The organism is Romboutsia sp. 1001713B170207_170306_H8 (assembly GCF_015550495.1).
GTDB lineage: Bacteria > Bacillota > Clostridia > Peptostreptococcales > Peptostreptococcaceae > Romboutsia_E.
The window spans coordinates 1-18,868 of the sequence record NZ_JADNAX010000007.1; the positions used below are offsets into that span (position 1 = coordinate 1).

Annotated in this window: 15 protein-coding genes, 6 tRNA genes and 1 riboswitch; of the genes, 20 read left to right on the forward strand and 1 reads right to left on the reverse strand. The window is 29.6% G+C overall.

Annotated elements, in window-relative coordinates:
- Positions 1–83 precede the first annotated feature (83 nt).
- The 16 genes from I2A66_RS12470 to I2A66_RS12545 all read left to right on the forward strand — a co-directional run bounded on the left by I2A66_RS12470 (position 84) and on the right by I2A66_RS12545 (position 11,983).
- Positions 84–159 (forward strand) — tRNA-Met (locus I2A66_RS12470).
- 7 nt (positions 160–166) lie between these two features.
- Positions 167–241, forward strand: a tRNA-Glu gene (locus I2A66_RS12475).
- A gap of 6 nt (positions 242–247) precedes the next feature.
- Positions 248–323 (forward strand) — tRNA-Val (locus I2A66_RS12480).
- Positions 324–328: 5 nt separating this feature from the next.
- Positions 329–405, forward strand: a tRNA-Asp gene (locus I2A66_RS12485).
- Between the two features lie 5 nt (positions 406–410).
- Positions 411–485: transfer RNA gene (locus tag I2A66_RS12490), tRNA-Gly, on the forward strand.
- A 19-nt stretch (positions 486–504) separates the two neighbouring features.
- Positions 505–581 (forward strand) — tRNA-Arg (locus tag I2A66_RS12495).
- A 145-nt stretch (positions 582–726) separates the two neighbouring features.
- The gene (gene cdaA, locus I2A66_RS12500; protein ID WP_122640401.1) at positions 727–1,563 is read left to right on the forward strand and encodes a diadenylate cyclase CdaA; all 837 of its coding nucleotides are present in this window, start codon (positions 727–729) and stop codon (positions 1,561–1,563) included.
- The gene (locus tag I2A66_RS12505; protein ID WP_195251780.1) at positions 1,560–2,726 is read left to right on the forward strand and encodes a CdaR family protein; all 1,167 of its coding nucleotides are present in this window, start codon (positions 1,560–1,562) and stop codon (positions 2,724–2,726) included. Before cdaA ends, I2A66_RS12505 begins: the two co-directional genes overlap by 4 nt.
- A 208-nt stretch (positions 2,727–2,934) precedes the next feature.
- Positions 2,935–4,281 (forward strand): phosphoglucosamine mutase, encoded by a 1,347-nt coding sequence (glmM, locus tag I2A66_RS12510; protein ID WP_147516784.1) that lies wholly within the window; start codon positions 2,935–2,937, stop codon positions 4,279–4,281.
- Positions 4,282–4,621: 340 nt separating this feature from the next.
- On the forward strand, positions 4,622–6,451 hold the full coding sequence (glmS, locus tag I2A66_RS12515) for a glutamine--fructose-6-phosphate transaminase (isomerizing) (RefSeq protein ID WP_147516783.1): 1,830 nt from the start codon (positions 4,622–4,624) through the stop codon (positions 6,449–6,451).
- A gap of 200 nt (positions 6,452–6,651) precedes the next feature.
- Positions 6,652–7,389, forward strand: coding sequence for a YwmB family TATA-box binding protein (locus tag I2A66_RS12520; protein ID WP_122640405.1), 738 nt, complete (start codon positions 6,652–6,654; stop codon positions 7,387–7,389).
- Positions 7,390–7,405: 16 nt separating this feature from the next.
- Positions 7,406–8,659, forward strand: a complete 1,254-nt coding sequence (gene murA / locus I2A66_RS12525) for a UDP-N-acetylglucosamine 1-carboxyvinyltransferase (RefSeq protein WP_122640406.1) — start codon at positions 7,406–7,408, stop codon at positions 8,657–8,659.
- A gap of 80 nt (positions 8,660–8,739) precedes the next feature.
- Positions 8,740–9,774 (forward strand): stage II sporulation protein D, encoded by a 1,035-nt coding sequence (gene spoIID, locus I2A66_RS12530; RefSeq protein WP_122640407.1) that lies wholly within the window; start codon positions 8,740–8,742, stop codon positions 9,772–9,774.
- A 77-nt stretch (positions 9,775–9,851) separates the two neighbouring features.
- The gene (locus I2A66_RS12535; RefSeq protein ID WP_122640408.1) at positions 9,852–10,499 is read left to right on the forward strand and encodes a M23 family metallopeptidase; all 648 of its coding nucleotides are present in this window, start codon (positions 9,852–9,854) and stop codon (positions 10,497–10,499) included.
- Positions 10,500–10,597: 98 nt separating this feature from the next.
- Entirely contained in the window at positions 10,598–10,864 is a 267-nt protein-coding gene (spoIIID, locus tag I2A66_RS12540; protein WP_122640409.1) for a sporulation transcriptional regulator SpoIIID, read from the forward strand.
- Between the two features lie 99 nt (positions 10,865–10,963).
- Positions 10,964–11,983 carry a rod shape-determining protein gene (locus I2A66_RS12545; RefSeq protein ID WP_122640480.1) on the forward strand — a complete coding sequence of 340 codons (1,020 nt, stop codon included), beginning with the start codon at positions 10,964–10,966 and terminating at the stop codon, positions 11,981–11,983.
- Positions 11,984–12,089: 106 nt separating this feature from the next.
- Here I2A66_RS12545 and yyaC read toward each other — a convergent pair whose 3' ends face one another.
- Complete coding sequence (gene yyaC, locus I2A66_RS12550; protein WP_122640410.1) at positions 12,090–12,599, reverse strand: spore protease YyaC; 510 nt, start codon at positions 12,597–12,599, stop codon at positions 12,090–12,092.
- 306 nt (positions 12,600–12,905) lie between these two features.
- A riboswitch (SAM riboswitch) is annotated at positions 12,906–13,015 on the forward strand.
- A gap of 156 nt (positions 13,016–13,171) precedes the next feature.
- On the opposite strand from yyaC, the gene metK reads away from it, so the two are divergent.
- The 4 genes from metK (at position 13,172) to hpf (ending at position 18,726) form a co-directional block, all read left to right on the forward strand.
- Entirely contained in the window at positions 13,172–14,377 is a 1,206-nt protein-coding gene (gene metK / locus I2A66_RS12555; protein ID WP_122640411.1) for a methionine adenosyltransferase, read from the forward strand.
- Between the two features lie 134 nt (positions 14,378–14,511).
- Positions 14,512–16,734: an SF1B family DNA helicase RecD2 gene (gene recD2, locus I2A66_RS12560; protein ID WP_122640412.1), complete on the forward strand. Its 2,223-nt coding sequence runs from the start codon at positions 14,512–14,514 to the stop codon at positions 16,732–16,734.
- A 1-nt stretch (position 16,735) separates the two neighbouring features.
- Positions 16,736–17,491 carry a ComF family protein gene (locus I2A66_RS12565; protein ID WP_122640413.1) on the forward strand — a complete coding sequence of 252 codons (756 nt, stop codon included), beginning with the start codon at positions 16,736–16,738 and terminating at the stop codon, positions 17,489–17,491.
- Between the two features lie 683 nt (positions 17,492–18,174).
- The gene (hpf, locus tag I2A66_RS12570) at positions 18,175–18,726 is read left to right on the forward strand and encodes a ribosome hibernation-promoting factor, HPF/YfiA family (protein WP_122640415.1); all 552 of its coding nucleotides are present in this window, start codon (positions 18,175–18,177) and stop codon (positions 18,724–18,726) included.
- The last annotated feature ends 142 nt before the right edge of the window (positions 18,727–18,868 follow it).

Below are 18,868 nucleotides of genomic sequence, written 5' to 3' on the forward strand. Positions count from 1 at the left end.
CTGGCAGACGCACAGGACTTAAAATCCTGCGGGACTTACCTCTCGTACCGGTTCGATTCCGGTCTTCGGCACCAATTCAATATCGCGGGGTGGAGCAGTTGGCAGCTCGTCGGGCTCATAACCCGAAGGTCGTAGGTTCAAGTCCTACCTCCGCAACCATTAAAATGGCCCATTGGTCAAGCGGTCAAGACACCGCCCTTTCACGGCGGTAACAGGGGTTCGATTCCCCTATGGGTCACCATTTCCCGGGACTATAGCTCAGCTGGGAGAGCACCTGCCTTACAAGCAGGGGGTCACAGGTTCGAGCCCTGTTAGTCCCACCATTTGCGGCCTGGTAGTTCAGCTGGTTAGAATGCCAGCCTGTCACGCTGGAGGTCGAGGGTTCGAGTCCCTTCCAGGTCGCCATTTAAGCGGGAATAGTTCAGTGGTAGAGCGCAACCTTGCCAAGGTTGAAGTCGCGAGTTCGAATCTCGTTTCCCGCTCCATTTAATATTAACTATATGTGGGTGCATAGCTCAGCTGGATAGAGCAACGCCCTTCTAAGGCGTGTGTCCGGGGTTCGAATCCCTGTGCGCTCACCAATAAAAAGTTTCACATTTGTGAAACTTTTTTTTTATTTAAAATAATAAAGTTAAGTAGATATCAAATAATTTGTATATACTTATATTAATATAGTATAATACATAATATAAATGATAAGTAATCATTAAACAGGAGGGTAAGACTGTGTTCGATATAAAGTCTTTTTTTGATGGATTTTTAAATAATATCTTGGCAATGAATTTATTTGACTTGATTGATATATCCATAGTAGCATATATCTTTTATAAAATTTTTATGTTTATAAAAGATACAAGGGCAGAACAGGTTCTTAAAGGAGTTGTATTTTTATTATTAGCAACTTATCTTAGTTCAACTTTTAGGTTACATACACTTTATTTTTTGCTAGCTAACACTCTTCAAATTGGTATTCTAGCAGCAATTATAATTTTTCAGCCTGAGCTTAGAGCAGGGTTAGAACATATCGGTAGAGCTCAGTTTAGTTTGTTTGTAAAAGGAAATAATACAAATGAAGATTTACATAAGACAATAGAGGAAATTGTAGAGGCTCTTTATTCTCTATCAAGACAAAAAATAGGTGCACTTATTATAATGGAAAGAAAGACAAAAATTTCGGATATAATAAGTACTGGTACAGAAATAGATGGGGATGTCTCAAGACAATTACTAATAAATATATTTATTCCAAATACGCCACTACACGATGGAGCAGTGGTTATAAGAGATTCTAAAGTAAAAGCAGCTGCATGCTTTTTACCATTAACTCAAAGCAAAGATTTAAGTAAAGATTTAGGAACAAGACATAGAGCTGGTGTGGGAGTAAGTGAAGTATCAGATTGCATAACTTTAATAGTATCTGAAGAAACTGGAGAAGTATCTATAGCTAAATCAGGTAAATTATATAGAAATATTTCAAAAGAGAGAATGACTAATATATTACAAAATAATTTAAAGAGCAATGCAGAAGAAAAAAGTTTTTTAAAAGGTGGTATATTTAGATGATTGAAAAACTAAAAGAAAACACAAAAATAAAGCTAATTTCTCTCTTAAGTGCATTAGTATTATGGATGTATGTAGTACTTGTTGTGGATCCACAAGAGACTAAAACATTTGAAAACATACCTGTTACAATAACTAATATGGATGAACTAACAAATAGTGATTTTGTAATTTATCCTGAAGCGGACTTAACAACAAGCATATATATTACAGGAAAGTTGTCAGCATTAAAAAATGTATCTAAAGATAATATAAGGGCATATGGAACTATAATTAATCCTAAAGAAGGAAATAATGCATTATATTTAAAAGCTGATATATCAAAAGGTGTTTCATATGCATTTAAACCAGATACATTAATAATATCTTTAGAAAAAGTTGTAGAAGAAAAAAGATTAATAGATGTATCTGTTAAAGGAAAATATAAAGATAATTTAGATGCTATTGATTTAGAAAAAGAAAGCATAAAGATATCAGGCCCTAGAAGCCTAGTACAGCAAGTTCAAAAGCTTCAAGCAACATTAACATTAGATGAGAGTAAAAGTAGCTTTTTAACGTCACTAAAGCTTATTCCTATTGACGAGAATGGAACAGAAGTTAAAGGTGTAGAGCTTGAAAACTCATCTGTAAATGCAGATGTAACATTACTGGTTGAAAAGAATGTTCCAATAAGCGCTGTATTTACTGATGAAAATATTGATAAGGAACAATATAAGATAAGTCAAAATACTATAACTATAAAAGGAAAGAAAGATATAGTTGATACAATAACATCTATAAATACACAGCCAATTGATGTAACAGCATTAAAAGTAGGAGAGCCTATTAATATTAAGTTAGAAGTTCCAAATGGGATAGTTATAGGTGAAAATATAAATCTAACAGTACAACTAGAATCGTTAAAGGGATTAACTAGTAAGTTTAGTTATGGGAAAGATGATATAGAAATAAGAAATAATAGAAATATAGATATATCAACTTTAGATATACCTGAAAGTGTAGAGGTAGATATAGAATATAATAATGATTTACATGGGTTAAATAAATCAGATATTACATTATACATAGATGCATCTGAACAAAGTGATAGCTACCCTATAAGATATGAGTCAAAATTTGAATTTAATGCAATAACAATAAATCCTAATATTATTACATATAAATAAATTCAATTAAAATATAAAGAATAATAAAAATTAAGTAAAAAATAGTAAAAAATAATAAAAATAAGACAATAGAATTGGGTTTCTGTTGTCTTTTTTTTACATTAGTATTAAAATACTCATATGACTTATAATATCAAATATGAAAATAATAGAATATAAATAGATATAGTATTTTAAAAAAGCTTTTCAAGTTGAAAGGAGATTATTAATGAGAAAATATTTCGGTACTGATGGAGTAAGAGGAATCGCTAATACAGAACTTACTTGTGACTTAGCATATAAACTAGGTAGAGCAGGTGGATATGTTTTAGCAAAGGGAGATCATAGAGTTAAAGTTGTTGTAGGAAAAGATACTAGAATATCAGGTGATATGTTAGAAGCAGCATTAATATCAGGTCTAATGTCAGTAGGGTGTGATGTTATAACAGTAGGAGTTGTACCAACACCAGCAGTTGCTTATTTAACAAAAGAATATAATGCTGATTGTGGAGTTGTAATATCAGCATCACATAATCCAGTTGAATATAATGGTATAAAATTCTTTAATAAAGATGGGTATAAACTAGATGATTCAATAGAATTAGAAATAGAAACATATATAGATGACATTGAAAAAGTACAAAGTTCACCAGTTGGAGAACATGTTGGTAGAAGAATACACAAGCATGATGCTAAAAAGGATTATGTTAATTATCTTAAATCTATTATAAATGTAGATTTTAAAGGTTTAAAAGTTGTATTAGATTGCGCAAATGGAGCGGCATATGAAGTTGCACCAGCAGTATTTAAAGAATTAGGAGCAGATGTAGTATCAATAAATAGTACGCCAGATGGGAACAATATAAATGATAAATGTGGATCAACACATCCAGAAAGACTTCAAGAAGCTGTTTTAGAAAACAAAGCAGACTTAGGATTAGCATATGATGGAGATGCAGATAGATTAATTGCTGTTAATGAAAAGGGACAAATAGTCGATGGCGATCATATAATGATATTAAGTGCTATTTATTTAAAAAAGAAAAATAAATTAGCTCAAGATACTTTAGTTGTTACAGTAATGAGTAACATAGGATTAACTATAGCTGCTAAAGAAAATGGTGTTAAATTAGCTACAACTGCTGTTGGAGATAGATATGTACTTGAAGAAATGAAGAATAGTGGTTATAATTTAGGAGGAGAACAATCAGGACATATGATTTTCTTAGATTATAATACTACTGGAGATGGTGTTTTAAGTTCTTTAATTCTGTCTAAAATAGTATTAGAAGAAAATAAAACTTTGTCGGAGCTTGCATCAGTTATGAATCAATATCCACAAGTTTTAGTTAATGCAAGAATAAGCAATGAAAATAAAAATAGATATATGGAAGTAAAAGAAATAAGTGATGAAATAGCAAGAATAGAAAACTTATTAGATGGATGTGGAAGAGTCTTAATAAGACCATCGGGAACAGAACCATTAGTGAGAGTTATGCTAGAGGGTAAAGAGGAAGGTCAAATAAAAGAATTAGCTACAAACTTAGCTAACTTAATACAAGAAAAGTTATCTTAATAAATATAGATTAAATATATGAAAGTAGATATATATTAAGAAGCATTAGATTAAGTTTTTATAATATATGCTTCTTAATATATATTTTTAATTTAAATATATGTAATCTTATTTTATAAGCGCCAGAACTTAGATATCGTCTCTTTTTAATTAAACGTAATTGTTTCTAAGTTGACGAGGACAGAGTTAATCGAATTATCGGCGGATGCTCTGCGGTGTGTTTACCATCGAAGAACTTCTTTAAAACATAGGAGTGATCCTGTGGACAAAGAGAAGCTCAAGTAAACTTATATGACCTACTCTTAAAAAATATATTAATTTTTTTAGGAGGCTACAAAATATGTGTGGTATAGTTGGATATTTAGGAAATAGACAGGCAACTGAAGTTCTTATAGAAGGACTTTCTAAGCTTGAGTATAGAGGATATGACTCAGCTGGAGTTGCAGTAAGTGTAGGAAATGAATTAGAAATAAGAAAGTTCAAGGGAAGACTTGCAATACTTGCAGAAGACCTGGAACAAAATCCTATTAAAGGCGGATTAGGTATAGGGCATACTAGATGGGCTACTCATGGTGAGCCATCTGATGTAAACTCACATCCTCATTTTAATATGGATAAAACAATAGCTGTAGTTCATAACGGTATAATCGAGAACTATATGGAATTAAGAGAAGAATTACAAGCTGAAGGTGTTGTATTTTTATCTCAAACAGATACAGAAGTCGTGGCACACTTAGTAGATAAGTTTTATGAAGGAAACTTATTAGATGCTGTATATAAAGCAACTGAAAAATTAAGAGGAGCATATGCATTAGGAGTTATATGTAAAGATAATAACAATGAATTAGTAGCTGTAAGAAAAGACAGCCCATTAATTGTAGGTCTTGGAGAAGATGAAAATTTTATAGCTTCAGATATACCTGCAATATTAAAGTATACTAGAAATGTTTACTTCTTAGAAAATGGAGAATATGTCCATATAAAAGACAACAATGTTACTGTTTTAGATGAAAATAGAAATGTTGTTGAAAAAGAATTAAATGAAATAACTTGGGATGTAGAAGCTGCTTCAAAAGGTGGATATGACCACTTTATGTTAAAGGAAATATATGAACAACCAAATGGAGTTAAAGAAACTTTATTAAGAAGATTAAACGCTAATGGAGAAATCCAATTAGATGATATAAAAATGACTAAAGAAGATTTAGATAAAATAAATAGAGTATATATCGTTGCATGTGGTACTGCATATCATGCAGGTCTTGTTGGTAAATTTGCAATAGAAAAGTTTGCTCATATACCAGTTATAACTGATATAGCATCTGAGTTTAGATATAGAGATCCGTATATAGACGATAAGACTTTATTAATACTAGTAAGTCAATCTGGTGAAACTGCAGATACTTTAGCATCTTTAAGATATGCTAAAGAAAAGGGAGCGAGAATACTATCAGTAACTAATGTTGTTGGTTCTTCTATAGCTAGAGAATCTGATGATGTATTCTATACTTGGGCAGGTCCTGAAATATCAGTTGCATCTACTAAAGCTTATACTACTCAATTAGTATCATTCTACATGATAGCTTTAGATTTTGCTATAAAGAAAGGTACTATAAGCAGAGAGTACTATAATGAAATGATCGATAAATTAAAAGAAATGCCAGAGTTAGTTTCTAGAGCATTAGAACAAGAAACTCATATAAAAGAAGATGTAGCTAAAGAATTAAGAAATGCAACTAGCGCGTTCTATTTAGGTAGAGGATTAGATTATAATTTAGCTATGGAAGGTGCTCTAAAGATAAAAGAAATATCTTATATTCATGCAGAAGCATTTGCAGCAGGAGAATTAAAACACGGTACAATAGCACTAATAGAAGAAGGAACTCCTGTTATAGCAATAGCTACTCAAGAAGAGCTTTTCGAAAAGATGGTATCTAATATGCAAGAAGTTAAAGCTAGAGGAGCTTATGTTATAGCTATTGCTCAAGAGCATAATAAAGAAGTAGAAAAAGCAGCGGATAAGGTAATATATATACCAAATGTTGATGATGTATTATCAAGTATACTAACTGTTTTACCACTTCAATTATTATCTTACTATGTTGCAGTGCAAAGAGGCTGTGATGTAGATAAGCCAAGAAACTTAGCGAAATCAGTAACAGTAGAATAAAAAATAAATAAATATTATTAAAGTAATTTGTAGAATAATTAATAGGGCTGAGATATTATGTCTCAGCCTTTTAATTTATTTATATTAAATTAACAGGAATTTATTTTTTATATTTATAATATAAAATAACTATGAAGTATATCCTCTTTAAATTTGTTAATAATTTAAATATAAATTTAGAGTTTTAAGGGGGATTATTCATGGAAAAATTAAAATATATTTCTTTGTTTATTATTTTAGTAATGTTAGGATCAATATCATCTTATGCAGATATAAAATTAAACAATTCATATGATAGATTTTTAAATACTTTTGAAGATACAGGTGCAGAGTTTAAGTTTTATAGCATAAAAGCAAATGCAAGTATTGATTATAATATAAGCAAAGATGAATTAAAATCTATATGTATAGATATAATTACAGATTTAGGTATGGAAGAAAGTGATGTGAAGATAGAAGAAAAGTGGAATGACGATGAAAATCAAATATATACCCAAGGAAAGGATAATAACTCTAGTATATCTATAGTAGCAATAAAAAAAAATAAAACAGAATCTTACTTAATGGTTGACATATTAGATAATAAAGTATATAAAAATATAGTGGATATTTACGATATTTTAGAGGATTCTCTGAATAATTACAATTGCAAGTATGAAATATATACTTGTATAGCTGGAGAATATGGAAAAAAGTTACAAAACGATAAATATAATGATATTTTAGATGAAATATTATATAATATGAATGCTGAAGTTATTGAAAAAGTACAAGAAGAGAATTTTTTATCTGTGACGGCATATAGTAAGGTATTAAAAGAAGATTACTTAGAATGTTTTGGCAAAAAGATAAATTTAAATATAGGAATTAGGTATAGCGAGGATGATGAGAAAACACTCATATATATAGCTACACCGATTATAAAACTAGATTACTAAGAGGAGATCAAATAAGATGGCTAAGATAATTGTAAAGAAAAGTAACCCACTTAATGGTACAGTTAAAATAGATGGAGCAAAAAATGCTGTTTTACCAATTATAGCAGCAACATTACTAGCAAAGGGAAAATCTGTAATAAGAGAAGTTCCAAATTTAAGAGATGTTCATGTTATATCTGATTTATTAAGACATTTAGGAGCGGAAGTTGAATATGAAGATAAAACATTAACTGTTGATGCGACAAATATAACTACATGTGAAGCTCCATATGAGTTAGTAAGAAAAATGAGAGCATCATTCTTAGTTATGGGACCTTTATTATCAAGATTCAATCATACAAAAATATCTATGCCAGGAGGATGTGCTATAGGTACAAGACCAATAGATTTACATTTAAAAGGATTTAGATGCTTAGGTGCTGATGTTGAAATAGATCATGGATTCGTTGAAGCTAGAACTGAAAAATTAAAAGGATGTAAGTTATATTTAGATTTTCCATCAGTAGGAGCAACTGAAAATATAATGATGGCAGCATCACTAGCAGAAGGAACTACTATAATAGAAAATGCTGCAGAAGAACCAGAGATAGTAGATTTAGCTAACTTTTTAAATGAAATGGGCGCAGATATAAAAGGCGCAGGAACTAACACTATAAGAATAAAAGGTGTTAAGGAATTAAGAGGTGCAGAGCATACTGTTATACCAGATAGAATAGAAGCGGCTACTTATATGGTTGCAGCAGCTATGACAAAAGGTGATATAACTATAGAGAATGTTTTAATGGAGCATTTAAAGCCAGTTACAGCTAAATTAAAAGAAGCTGGATGTAAAATAATAGAGTTAGAAAATGCAGTTAGAGTTATAGGTCCAGAGACTTTAAAATCAATAGATATAAAAACTTTACCACATCCAGGATTCCCAACAGATGTTCAAGCTCAATTTATGGCTATGCTTACTGTATCTAAAGGGACAGGTGTAGTTATAGAAACTGTTTTTGAAAATAGATACATGCATGTTGCAGAGTTCAATAGAATGGGTGCAAACATAAAAATAGAAGGAAGAACGGCTGTAGTAAAAGGTGTAGATAAACTGTACGGAGCGAAAGTTAATGCTACAGATTTAAGAGCAGGAGCAGCGCTTATATTATGTGGTCTTATAGCTGAAGGAGACACTGAAATAGGTGAAATATACCATATACAAAGAGGATATGTAGATATCGACAAGAAGATAACAGCACTAGGTGGAAATATAGAAATCGTAGAAGATTAGTTAAATAATAGTTAAGTAATAAATGTAAGGGGTTTTTCATATACTTTAAAGATAATTAGCCAAGCTAAGGAGGAAAGTATATGAAGAACCCTTTAGTAATTTTAGCGGGATTAGTTTTTGTATGTATACTTGTACCAGTTGCTATTAGTACTATTTTTTTTAAGGAACCAAGTACAAGTAGTATGGAAGAAGGATTTAAAGTTAAGATTGGTAATGTTGAAGAGCAAAATGAGCAAACTAACTATGAAACTGTTAATGGAGATGTGCCTGCAATAAATGTATATAACACAAATAAAGGTAAAATAGAGTCTATGAATATAGAAGTTTACTTATATGGTGTATTATCAGGAGAAATGTCAGCAAAGTTTGATATAGAAGCATTAAAAGCTCAGGCTATAGCAGCAAGGACATTTGTAATGTATAAAAAAGAAAATCCAAGTGCAAGTGGACATAATAATGCAGTAGTATGTACCAACTATAAGCATTGCCAAGAATATAAAAGTTATGAAGAGTTAGAAGCAACAAATGGTAGTGAGTGGATGAATGAATCATATACTAAAATAAAACAGGCTGTTGATGAAACTAGAGGGCAAATTTTAGTATATAATGGTGAACCTATACTACCATTATATTTTTCTACATCATCAGGAAAAACAGAAGATAGTGAAGAAGTTTTTTCAACCATGTATCCATATTTAAGATCAGTAAGTAGTCCATATGATGGAGAATCACCAAAATACACATCAGAAGTAGTTATAAGCAAATCTGATTTTATAAGATATATAAAAAGTAGTTATCCGAGTATAAGCATAAATTCAAATGATTTAGAGAATGAAATTAAAATATTAAATAGAAGTACAGGAGGAGCTGTAGACAAGATTAAAATAGGAGATAAAGAATTAACAGGAGTTAATATTAGAAGTGTATTCAATCTTAATTCAGCTAATTTTGAAATAAAACTTAGTGAGGACAATGTACGATTTAATGTAAAGGGATACGGACACGGTGTTGGTATGAGTCAATGGGGAGCTCAAGGAATGGCAGAAGAAGGCTTTTTATATTATGAAATACTGAAACATTACTACACTGGAGTGGAAATAAAAGATTTATATTAAAAATGTGTAGATAAATTGTATAAAATTAGAAAATACAGGAAACACTCCAAATGTATTAATATATTTGGAGGTGCTGTATGAAGAAAAAGTTATTAGAAAATGATATTTTCTATTTATCACTATTTGTATGCGTTTGTTTAGTAGCGATAGGAGGAGTTTGGCTAACAAATAATAATGTAAACAAATTAGCCAGCAATGATAAAATTGTAGAAGATAATGAAGAAATACACTTAATAGATAATGATAAAGAAGAAGATGCAATAGCAACAACAACTGATTCTGACCAAAACTTAAGTAATGCAAAAGAGAATCAAGAAAAGATAGATAACAAACTAAGTTTTCTTGGCAAAGAGGTAATAAGAGAGTATTCAGAAACTGAACCTAGTTATTCAAAAACTTTAAATGTATGGGAAATACACAAAGGTATCGATGTAAGTGTAGTAAGCAATCAAGAAATAAAGTCACTAATGGACGGTACAGTGGTAGATGTGTATGAAGATGATGAATATGGAATGTCAGTAAAAGTGAAGTCTGATAATGTAACGGTGGTATATTCAAACTTAGGTGAAGATATAAAAGTAGAAAAAAATCAAGACATAAAGGAAGGCGAATGTATAGGGCTAGCTGGAAATACAACTAGAGTAGAGTGTAAAGAAGAAGAGCATATACATGTAGAAGCTTATGAAGGCGAAAACTCTATAGATCCAATGTCTTTAGTAAATTAAAAAATATAACAGGCTTAATCATTTTGATAAAGTCTGTTATATTTTTTTTTATTTTTACATATATATCATTAAGGCTGGTATATGAGGGAGGGGAAATTTTGAAATCGCATATAGAGGAAAGAGCCATAATCGTAGCAAAATATATACTAGAGAAAAATACTACTGTAAGACAAACTGCCAAAACTTTTGGAGTAAGTAAAAGTACCATACACAAAGATGTAACTGAACGATTAGAAGAAATAAACCCATCTCTAGCAAAAGAGGTTAAAAAGGTTTTAGAAAAAAATAAATCTGAAAGACATATAAGGGGAGGTTTAGCAACAAAGCTAAAATATGAGAAAGAACACAAAAAAGATGTAGGATAAAACCTACATCTTTTTCTTGACTAAATTATGAAATTTGTATATCTTGTATCTAGGAGTATAAGATATACAAAAGTAGAAAGACAAAGAGGAGTTGAAAATATGGCTAGAGTTGATATAGGTATAGATTTAGGGACGGCAAATGTAATAGTTTATGTAAGTGGAAAAGGTATAGTTTTAGAAGAACCATCTGTTGTAGCTATAGATAAAAGAACTAATTCAGTATTAGCAGTAGGTGAAGAAGCTAGAAGAATGATAGGTAGAACACCAGGTAATATAGTTGCTATAAGACCATTAAGAGATGGTGTAATATCAGACTATGATGTTACTGAAAAAATGTTAAAGTACTTTGTTGAAAAAGTGGTAGATAAAAAAGGATTCGGAAGATTTTTTATGCCAAGAATAATGGTATGTGTTCCAACGGGCGTTACAGAAGTTGAGAAAAGAGCCGTAGAAGAAGCTACACGTTTAGCTGGAGCAAGAGAGGTTTATATAATTGAAGAGCCAATAGCAGCAGCAATCGGAGCTGGAGTAGATATATCTCAACCAAATGGAAATATGGTAATAGATATTGGAGGAGGTACTGCTGATATAGCAATTATATCTCTAGGAGGAGCTGTTGTAAGTACATCTATAAAAGTTGGTGGAGATAAATTTGATGAAGCTATAGTAAGGTATATAAAAAAACAAAAGAACCTTCTTATAGGAGAAAGAAGTGCAGAAAAGCTAAAGATTGAAATAGGTACTGCAATGAAATTAGAAGAAGAAAGATATATGAAAGTTAGTGGAAGAAACTTAATTACAGGTCTTCCAGAATCTATGAAAATATCTTCTGCTGAAATACTAGATGCAATTAGTGAATGTATAGAACAAATATTAGTAGCTACACGTTTTGTACTAGAACAAACGCCACCAGAGTTGGCTGCAGATATAAGTGATAGAGGGATTATAATGACAGGTGGAGGCTCTTTATTAGACGGTTTAGATAAGAGAATTGAAGAAAGCACAGGAATAAAGGTAATTGTAGCTGAAGATGCATTATCTTGTGTTGCAAAAGGAACTGGAAGCTCATTAAGTTCATTAGATTTATTAGAAACGGGTGGGACGTTTAAAAAGAGATAATTAAATATTATTTTAAGATTATTAAGATATAAAAAATGAACTCTAGAAATAAACTAGAGTTCATTTTTTATTATATAATTTTAAGTATATTGATACCGGTTACTTTTTAAGTAGCAAGAAGTAAAGAAAGAGCTATAGTTTCTGATAGTTCTAAGACAAAGCTAAGACGAACATTATTAAATGAAAATCTATTGCTTTCATCAATCTTATCTACTATACCTACTATTGAGTAACTTCCAACTTGAGGTAGTTTTTTACCAACACCTTTTCCAGGTAAAATAGGACCTTTTCTAATTTGTATATTACCTATACTATTTTTAGCTCCTAGGCAAGCATCTATAGCTAGAAACTCTCCTTTAGGATGAAGATTTTTTATTTCTTCAATTGACTCGTATATATTTAAAGCATGAATAGGATTATCTAAAGTACCGTAAACAGGGTATTTAAAATCGCTATTTTTTAGCATAGTTCCAACTAAAGGGCCAAGAGCATCACCTATAGCCCTATCTGTTCCTATACAAATAACAATAGTATTTTCGTTTATAATATCTTTTAGTATTAAGCTTAACACTTGAGCTACATTTTCTTTTTTATAATTTACTTTAGCTAAATACATAGGAACACCTCCTTCAAAAATATATGAATATATAATCTAAAAAATGCCTAACCTTAAGTTTTAATAACGCATCATATTATAATATAAAAGTAAATTTTAAATAATTACCCCTACTATATATTATATAGATAAAATCACAAAAACTTGTTATTTTTAAATAACAATTACTGACATATAAAACTATATATCCTTGACATTAAATTAAAAAAATAGTAATATATATCTAAAGTTAATAATTAAAATAAAAAAAGAAAATATTATTAATAAGGATAAAAACGACTCATAATAAATATGAAAATATTTATTACCTTATCAAGAGAGGCTGAGGGATAGGCCCTATGAAGCCCGGCAACCGCCCCAAAAGGGAAAAGGTGCTAATTCCTACAAGATTTTTTATAAGTCTTGAAAGATGAGGTTAGTTAATTAGTACATTAAATGTGTAATGATTAACCTCTTCTTGTATAAGGAGAGGTTTTTTTAATTGAAAAGATTAATAGTTCAATTAATATAAACCCCTACAATTTATACAAAATAAAAAAATATAATTTATTAAATTAAAGGGAGGATATAAAATGGCAAGACATTTATTTACATCAGAATCAGTTACAGAAGGGCATCCAGATAAGATCTGTGATCAAATATCAGATGCAATACTAGATGCATTATTAGAAAAGGACCCATTATCAAGAGTAGCTTGTGAAACAACTGTTACAACAGGTTTAGTTTTAGTTGCGGGTGAAATAACTACATCAGCATATGTTGATATTCCAAAATTAGTAAGAAGTACAGTAGAAGAAATAGGATATACAAGAGCTAAATTTGGATTTGACTGCAATACTTGTGCTGTAATTACATCTATAGATGAGCAATCAGGAGATATAGCTATGGGTGTTGATGAAGCTTTAGAAAATAAGGTTGGAGAAGTTACAGAAGAGGAAATTGAAAATGTTGGTGCAGGAGATCAGGGAATAATGTTCGGTTTTGCATGTAATGAAACTGAAGAATTAATGCCACTACCAATATCATTAGCACATAAATTAGCTAGAAGATTAACTGAAGTTAGAAAATCTGGATTACTAGATTACTTAAGACCTGATGGTAAAACTCAAGTTACAGTTGAATATGATGGAACTAAAGCTATTAGAGTTCATACAGTTCTTATATCTACTCAACATTCAGAAGATATAGATAATGATACAATAAGAAGAGATTTAATAGAGCATGTAATTAAACATGTTATACCAGCTGAATTACTTGATGAAGAAACTATGATATATATAAACCCAACAGGAAGATTCGTTATAGGAGGTCCTCAAGGGGATACAGGTCTTACTGGTAGAAAAATAATAATAGATACTTATGGAGGATATTCTAGACATGGTGGTGGAGCATTCTCAGGAAAAGATCCAACTAAAGTTGATAGATCAGCAGCTTATGCTGCAAGATATGTTGCTAAAAATATAGTAGCAGCAGGACTTGCTGAAAAGTGTGAGATAGAGTTAGCATATGCTATAGGTGTTGCTAAGCCTTTATCAATATTTATAGATACATTTGGTACTGGAAAAGTTTCAGAAGAAGCATTAGTTGAATTGGTAAATAAAAACTTTGACTTAAGACCAGGAGCAATTATAAGAGATTTAGATCTAAGAAAACCTATCTATAAACAAGTAGCAGCTTATGGACACTTTGGAAGAAATGACTTAAACTTACCATGGGAAAGAACTGATAAAGCAGAAACATTAAGAAAACAAGCATTAGAATGTGAAATGATGAAATAGATAAATAGCACAAAGGGCATATTTAAGATATGATATATCTTTTAATGTGCCCTTTATTTTATTGTTTATAAAATGTATAATAGTTACAAATTAGGTGTATGATAAAGACACTATTTGTTTGTAGGAGAAGTGATATGGAAAGAATAGAAGGAATGATAAGTGACATAGTATTTAAAAATGAAGACAATGGATATACTATAGCTCATTTGGCAAATAGTATGGATGAAATTGTAATCGTTGGATGTATGCCAACTTTATCAGTAGGAGAGAGCATAGAAGTAGAAGGAAAGTGGGTAAATCATAAAACTTATGGAACTCAATTTGAAGTAAGTAAATTTATGCCGGTTACACCAACATCTCTAGAAGGTATATATGCATATTTAGCATCTGGAATGATACATGGTATAGGTGAGAAAATGGCAAAGAGGATTATTGATAAATTTGGTGTGAATACACTAGATATAATACAAAATAATCCAGAACGTTTAGAAGAAGTAGAAGGCATAGGTGGAAAAAAATTAAAACAAATAGTAAAAAGTTATGAAGAAAACAGAGAACTTCGAAATATAATAATAGAACTATCTCCATATGGTATAACTCCTAATTACTGCTTAAAAATATACAAAAGATATAAAAATAAATCGATAGACATTATTAATAAAAATCCATATAGACTGGCAGAAGATATAAGAGGAATTGGATTTAAAATAGCAGATGAAATTGCTAGCAAAATTGGTATAGATAAATATTCAGAAGATAGAATATGTCAAGGCATATTATATGCTTTAAATCAGTCATTGAGTAGTGGTCATACATATTTACCGAAGGATATTTTAATTCAAGAATCTAAAAAAATATTAGATGTAGACGAGTCTATGATAGATAATTGTATTATGGGGCTAGCTTATGATCAAAAAGTACATATAGAATTATTAAATAATAATCAGTTAGTTTATCTAATGCCATATTATATGTCAGAAAATGGTGTATGCAAGCAAATAATTAAATTATCTCAAAGTGAAGTTGATGATTTAAACATTGATATAGATGAAGAAATTAGACTTTTAGAAGAAGAGGAAAATATAAAATTAGCTAATAATCAAGTATTAGCGGTTAAAGAAGCTATAAATACAGGTGTTTTAGTTATAACTGGAGGACCAGGGACTGGTAAAACTACGACTATAAATACTATAATAAAAATCTTTGAAAATAATAAAAAAAGGGTAGTATTAGCAGCACCTACAGGTCGTGCAGCAAAGAGAATGAGTGAGACGTCTCAAAGAGAAGCAAGAACTATACATAGATTATTAGAAATGGGATTTGCTACTGATAGTGATGATTTAATGTTCTTAAAAAATGAAGAAGATCCAATTAATGCAGATGTTGTAATTTTAGATGAAGTATCAATGGTAGATATACTATTGATGTATAGTGTACTACGGGCGATAAAGCCTGGAACACGGGTTATATTAGTTGGAGATAGCGATCAGTTACCTTCAGTTGGAGCCGGAAATGTTTTAAAAGATATAATTGATTCTAAGGTAATAAATGTAGTTAAGTTAAATGAAATATTTAGACAAGCTCAAGAGAGTATGATAGTAGTTAATGCACATAAAATAAACAAAGGTGAACCATTATATTTAAATGCAAAGGGTAAAGATTTCTTCTTTATAAAAAGAAATACAAATGAAGAAATCCTAGATGAGATAGTAGAAATTGTAAGTGAGAGGTTACCTAGATTTTATAAATTTGATAAATTGAAAGATATACAAGTTTTAGCATCTATGAGGAAGGGGGACGTAGGTGTTACTAATCTAAATATAGCTCTTCAAAAAAGTCTTAATAAGCCTGAAAAGTTTAAAGTTGAAGAGAATTTTGCTAAAAGGATATTTAGAGTCGGCGATAAGGTAATGCAAGTAAAAAACAATTACACTAAAAAGTGGGAAAGTGAAGATAAGCAAGATAGTGGGGAAGGTATATATAATGGAGATATTGGATATATCTATCATATAGATAAAGAAAACAAGAAAATTTATGTTATATTTGACCAAATAAAGATAGTTGAATATACATATGATGAGCTGGATGAATTAGATCATAGTTTTTGTACTACTATTCATAAAAGCCAAGGAAGTGAATTTCCAGTAGTTGTTATACCGATATCATGGGCACCTCCTATGTTATTAAGTAGAAATCTATTATATACAGCTGTTACTAGAGCTAAAAAATTAGTAGTATTAGTTGGAGATGTTAAGTATTTAGAATATATGATAAGAAATAATAGAACTAATGATAGATATTCAAATTTAGCGAATAAGTTAATTAAATTTAGAAAAGAAGGGTTGTTGTTAAAGTAGTATGAACTTTAATGAAGTGGTAGATTTAATCTTAGAATTTATATATCCGGAAAATATAAGTTGTATATTATGTAATAAACCTATAAAAAAGACTAACACATATTCATTATGTAAAGAGTGTTTTAAAGAATTACACTTTATTCAAAGTGGTTGTATTAAATGTGGAAAGCCTATAATTTATCATTCATTAGAAAGGCAAGATATAGAAAGTTGTAATTATTGTTTTAATAAAAATTTTTATTTTGATAAATCAATATCGTGTATTGAATATAATGATGTTAGTAAACATATGATACTTGATTTTAAATATAAAAACAAAACTTATATGGTTAAGTATGTATCTAACATAATGAAAGAAAAGTTAGATATAGAGGATATTAAGTTTGATTATATTCTATTTGTACCACTTCATAAAAATAGATTAAAACAAAGAGGATTTAATCAGTCTGAAAAGATTGCTAAATTATTAAGTAAGCAAATCGGAATTCCTACATTAGACTGTATAGAAAGAAATGGAAATACAAGAAGATTATATAGTTTAAGTAGAAATGAAAGAAAAATAGAATTAAGAAATGCATTCTCGGTTAATAAAGGAGTATGTGATATTAAATATAAAAATGTATTACTTGTAGATGATATACTAACTACTGGATCAACTGTAAATGAAATATCTAAATTATTAAAGTTAAATAGTGTTAGTAAAGTATTTGTAATTACATTACTTACAAGAAATAATGATAATTATGTAATTGAATAAATTTAACTTGACATAAAGATGTAAACATAATAAAATAAGTAGGTGATATTTTAGGTCTGTGGTTGAAAGTCCAAGCCAGTTGCAGGCAAAAGGATCCACGTAAGTTAATTCTAAAAATGGGATTAATGATCATGGTGCAGCTTAGAAGTAAGTCCTACCGGTATAAAATCGAGAGAGTTAGTAGTGCGGCAAACCCAAGCGAAACCTCCAGTAGGCGAGTGTGGGGTCAAAGACCAGGTCAGCTAAATTATCCAAAAGTACCTTTATGGGTGCTTTTTTTTTGCTCAAAAATAAAAAATATAAATAAAGTTAAAAAAAATTTTTTGAACTAAATAAAACATTATAAAATGAAGTAAAATGTAGAAAAATGACATCAATGCACAAATTAATAACAATATATGCAAAAAAATGTGGATATATATTTTTTGATAAATAGCTTAAAATACACATTTATAAAAGTTATTAACATATTTATTCACATTATCCACAGAAATTGTAGTTTAAAATAATCCACATAAAGATATTATAGAAATAAAAGAAAATTATATAATACTTTATTCGACAGTATATAAAACATATAAAAGTTAAAAATAAAAATAAAGGATTAGACGAATTGATAAAGAATATATTATTAAGTATAAATATTAGCTTTTATACTATGATAACTGAAGGGAGATGTTCTTATGAATATAATAATATCTGGTAAACAAATGGATTTAACTGATGGAATTAAAAGTGCAATAGAAGAAAAAATAGGAAAATTAGATTATTACCTTCATCCAGAAACTGATGTAAAAGTTACAGTGAGCGCTAAGAAAGCTCGCCATAAGATAGAAGTAACAATGATACCTATAAATGGACCAATTATTAGAGCAGAAGATAGTGAAGAAAATTTATATGCAGCTATAGATATTGTATATGATAAGTTAAATAAACAATTGAAAAAATATAAAAATAGAGTACAAGATAGACATCAATTAAATAAAAGTATAAGATTTGAAGGTGTAGATCTAGATTCTCAAGATGTGTATGAAGATGAAGATATAGATACTTTAAATATAGTTATAAAAAGAATTAAAAAGTTTGATATGAAGCCAATGAGTCCTGAAGAAGCAGTTTTACAAATGGAGTTACTAGAACATGATTTCTATATGTTTAGAAATATAGATACTGAAGAAATAGCTACAGTTTATAAACGTAAAAATGGTGGATATGGAATGATAGAACACGAATAATGAAACTTTAAACAAAAGCTACCAATATTAAATATTGGTAGCTTTAAATATTTTTTTGTTATTTTTATAGTTATTTATATAATTTATAGATACGGTCAATATTAATATTAAATATAGTATTTTTATGGTAAAATGTATAATA

Excerpts from the sequence above, each read along its gene's own strand:
- hpf (WP_122640415.1), top strand. The coding sequence starts at position 18,175 with ATGAATATAATAATATCTGGTAAACAAATGGATTTAACTGATGGAATT.
- I2A66_RS12565 (WP_122640413.1), top strand. The coding sequence starts at position 16,736 with ATGAACTTTAATGAAGTGGTAGATTTAATCTTAGAATTTATATATCCG.
- I2A66_RS12520 (WP_122640405.1), top strand. The coding sequence starts at position 6,652 with ATGGAAAAATTAAAATATATTTCTTTGTTTATTATTTTAGTAATGTTA.
- I2A66_RS12505 (WP_195251780.1), top strand. The coding sequence starts at position 1,560 with ATGATTGAAAAACTAAAAGAAAACACAAAAATAAAGCTAATTTCTCTC.
- metK (WP_122640411.1), top strand. The coding sequence starts at position 13,172 with ATGGCAAGACATTTATTTACATCAGAATCAGTTACAGAAGGGCATCCA.
- recD2 (WP_122640412.1), top strand. The coding sequence starts at position 14,512 with ATGGAAAGAATAGAAGGAATGATAAGTGACATAGTATTTAAAAATGAA.
- I2A66_RS12535 (WP_122640408.1), top strand. The coding sequence starts at position 9,852 with ATGAAGAAAAAGTTATTAGAAAATGATATTTTCTATTTATCACTATTT.
- glmM (WP_147516784.1), top strand. The coding sequence starts at position 2,935 with ATGAGAAAATATTTCGGTACTGATGGAGTAAGAGGAATCGCTAATACA.
- glmS (WP_147516783.1), top strand. The coding sequence starts at position 4,622 with ATGTGTGGTATAGTTGGATATTTAGGAAATAGACAGGCAACTGAAGTT.
- I2A66_RS12545 (WP_122640480.1), top strand. The coding sequence starts at position 10,964 with ATGGCTAGAGTTGATATAGGTATAGATTTAGGGACGGCAAATGTAATA.
- spoIID (WP_122640407.1), top strand. The coding sequence starts at position 8,740 with ATGAAGAACCCTTTAGTAATTTTAGCGGGATTAGTTTTTGTATGTATA.
- murA (WP_122640406.1), top strand. The coding sequence starts at position 7,406 with ATGGCTAAGATAATTGTAAAGAAAAGTAACCCACTTAATGGTACAGTT.
- yyaC (WP_122640410.1), bottom strand. The coding sequence starts at position 12,599 with ATGTATTTAGCTAAAGTAAATTATAAAAAAGAAAATGTAGCTCAAGTG.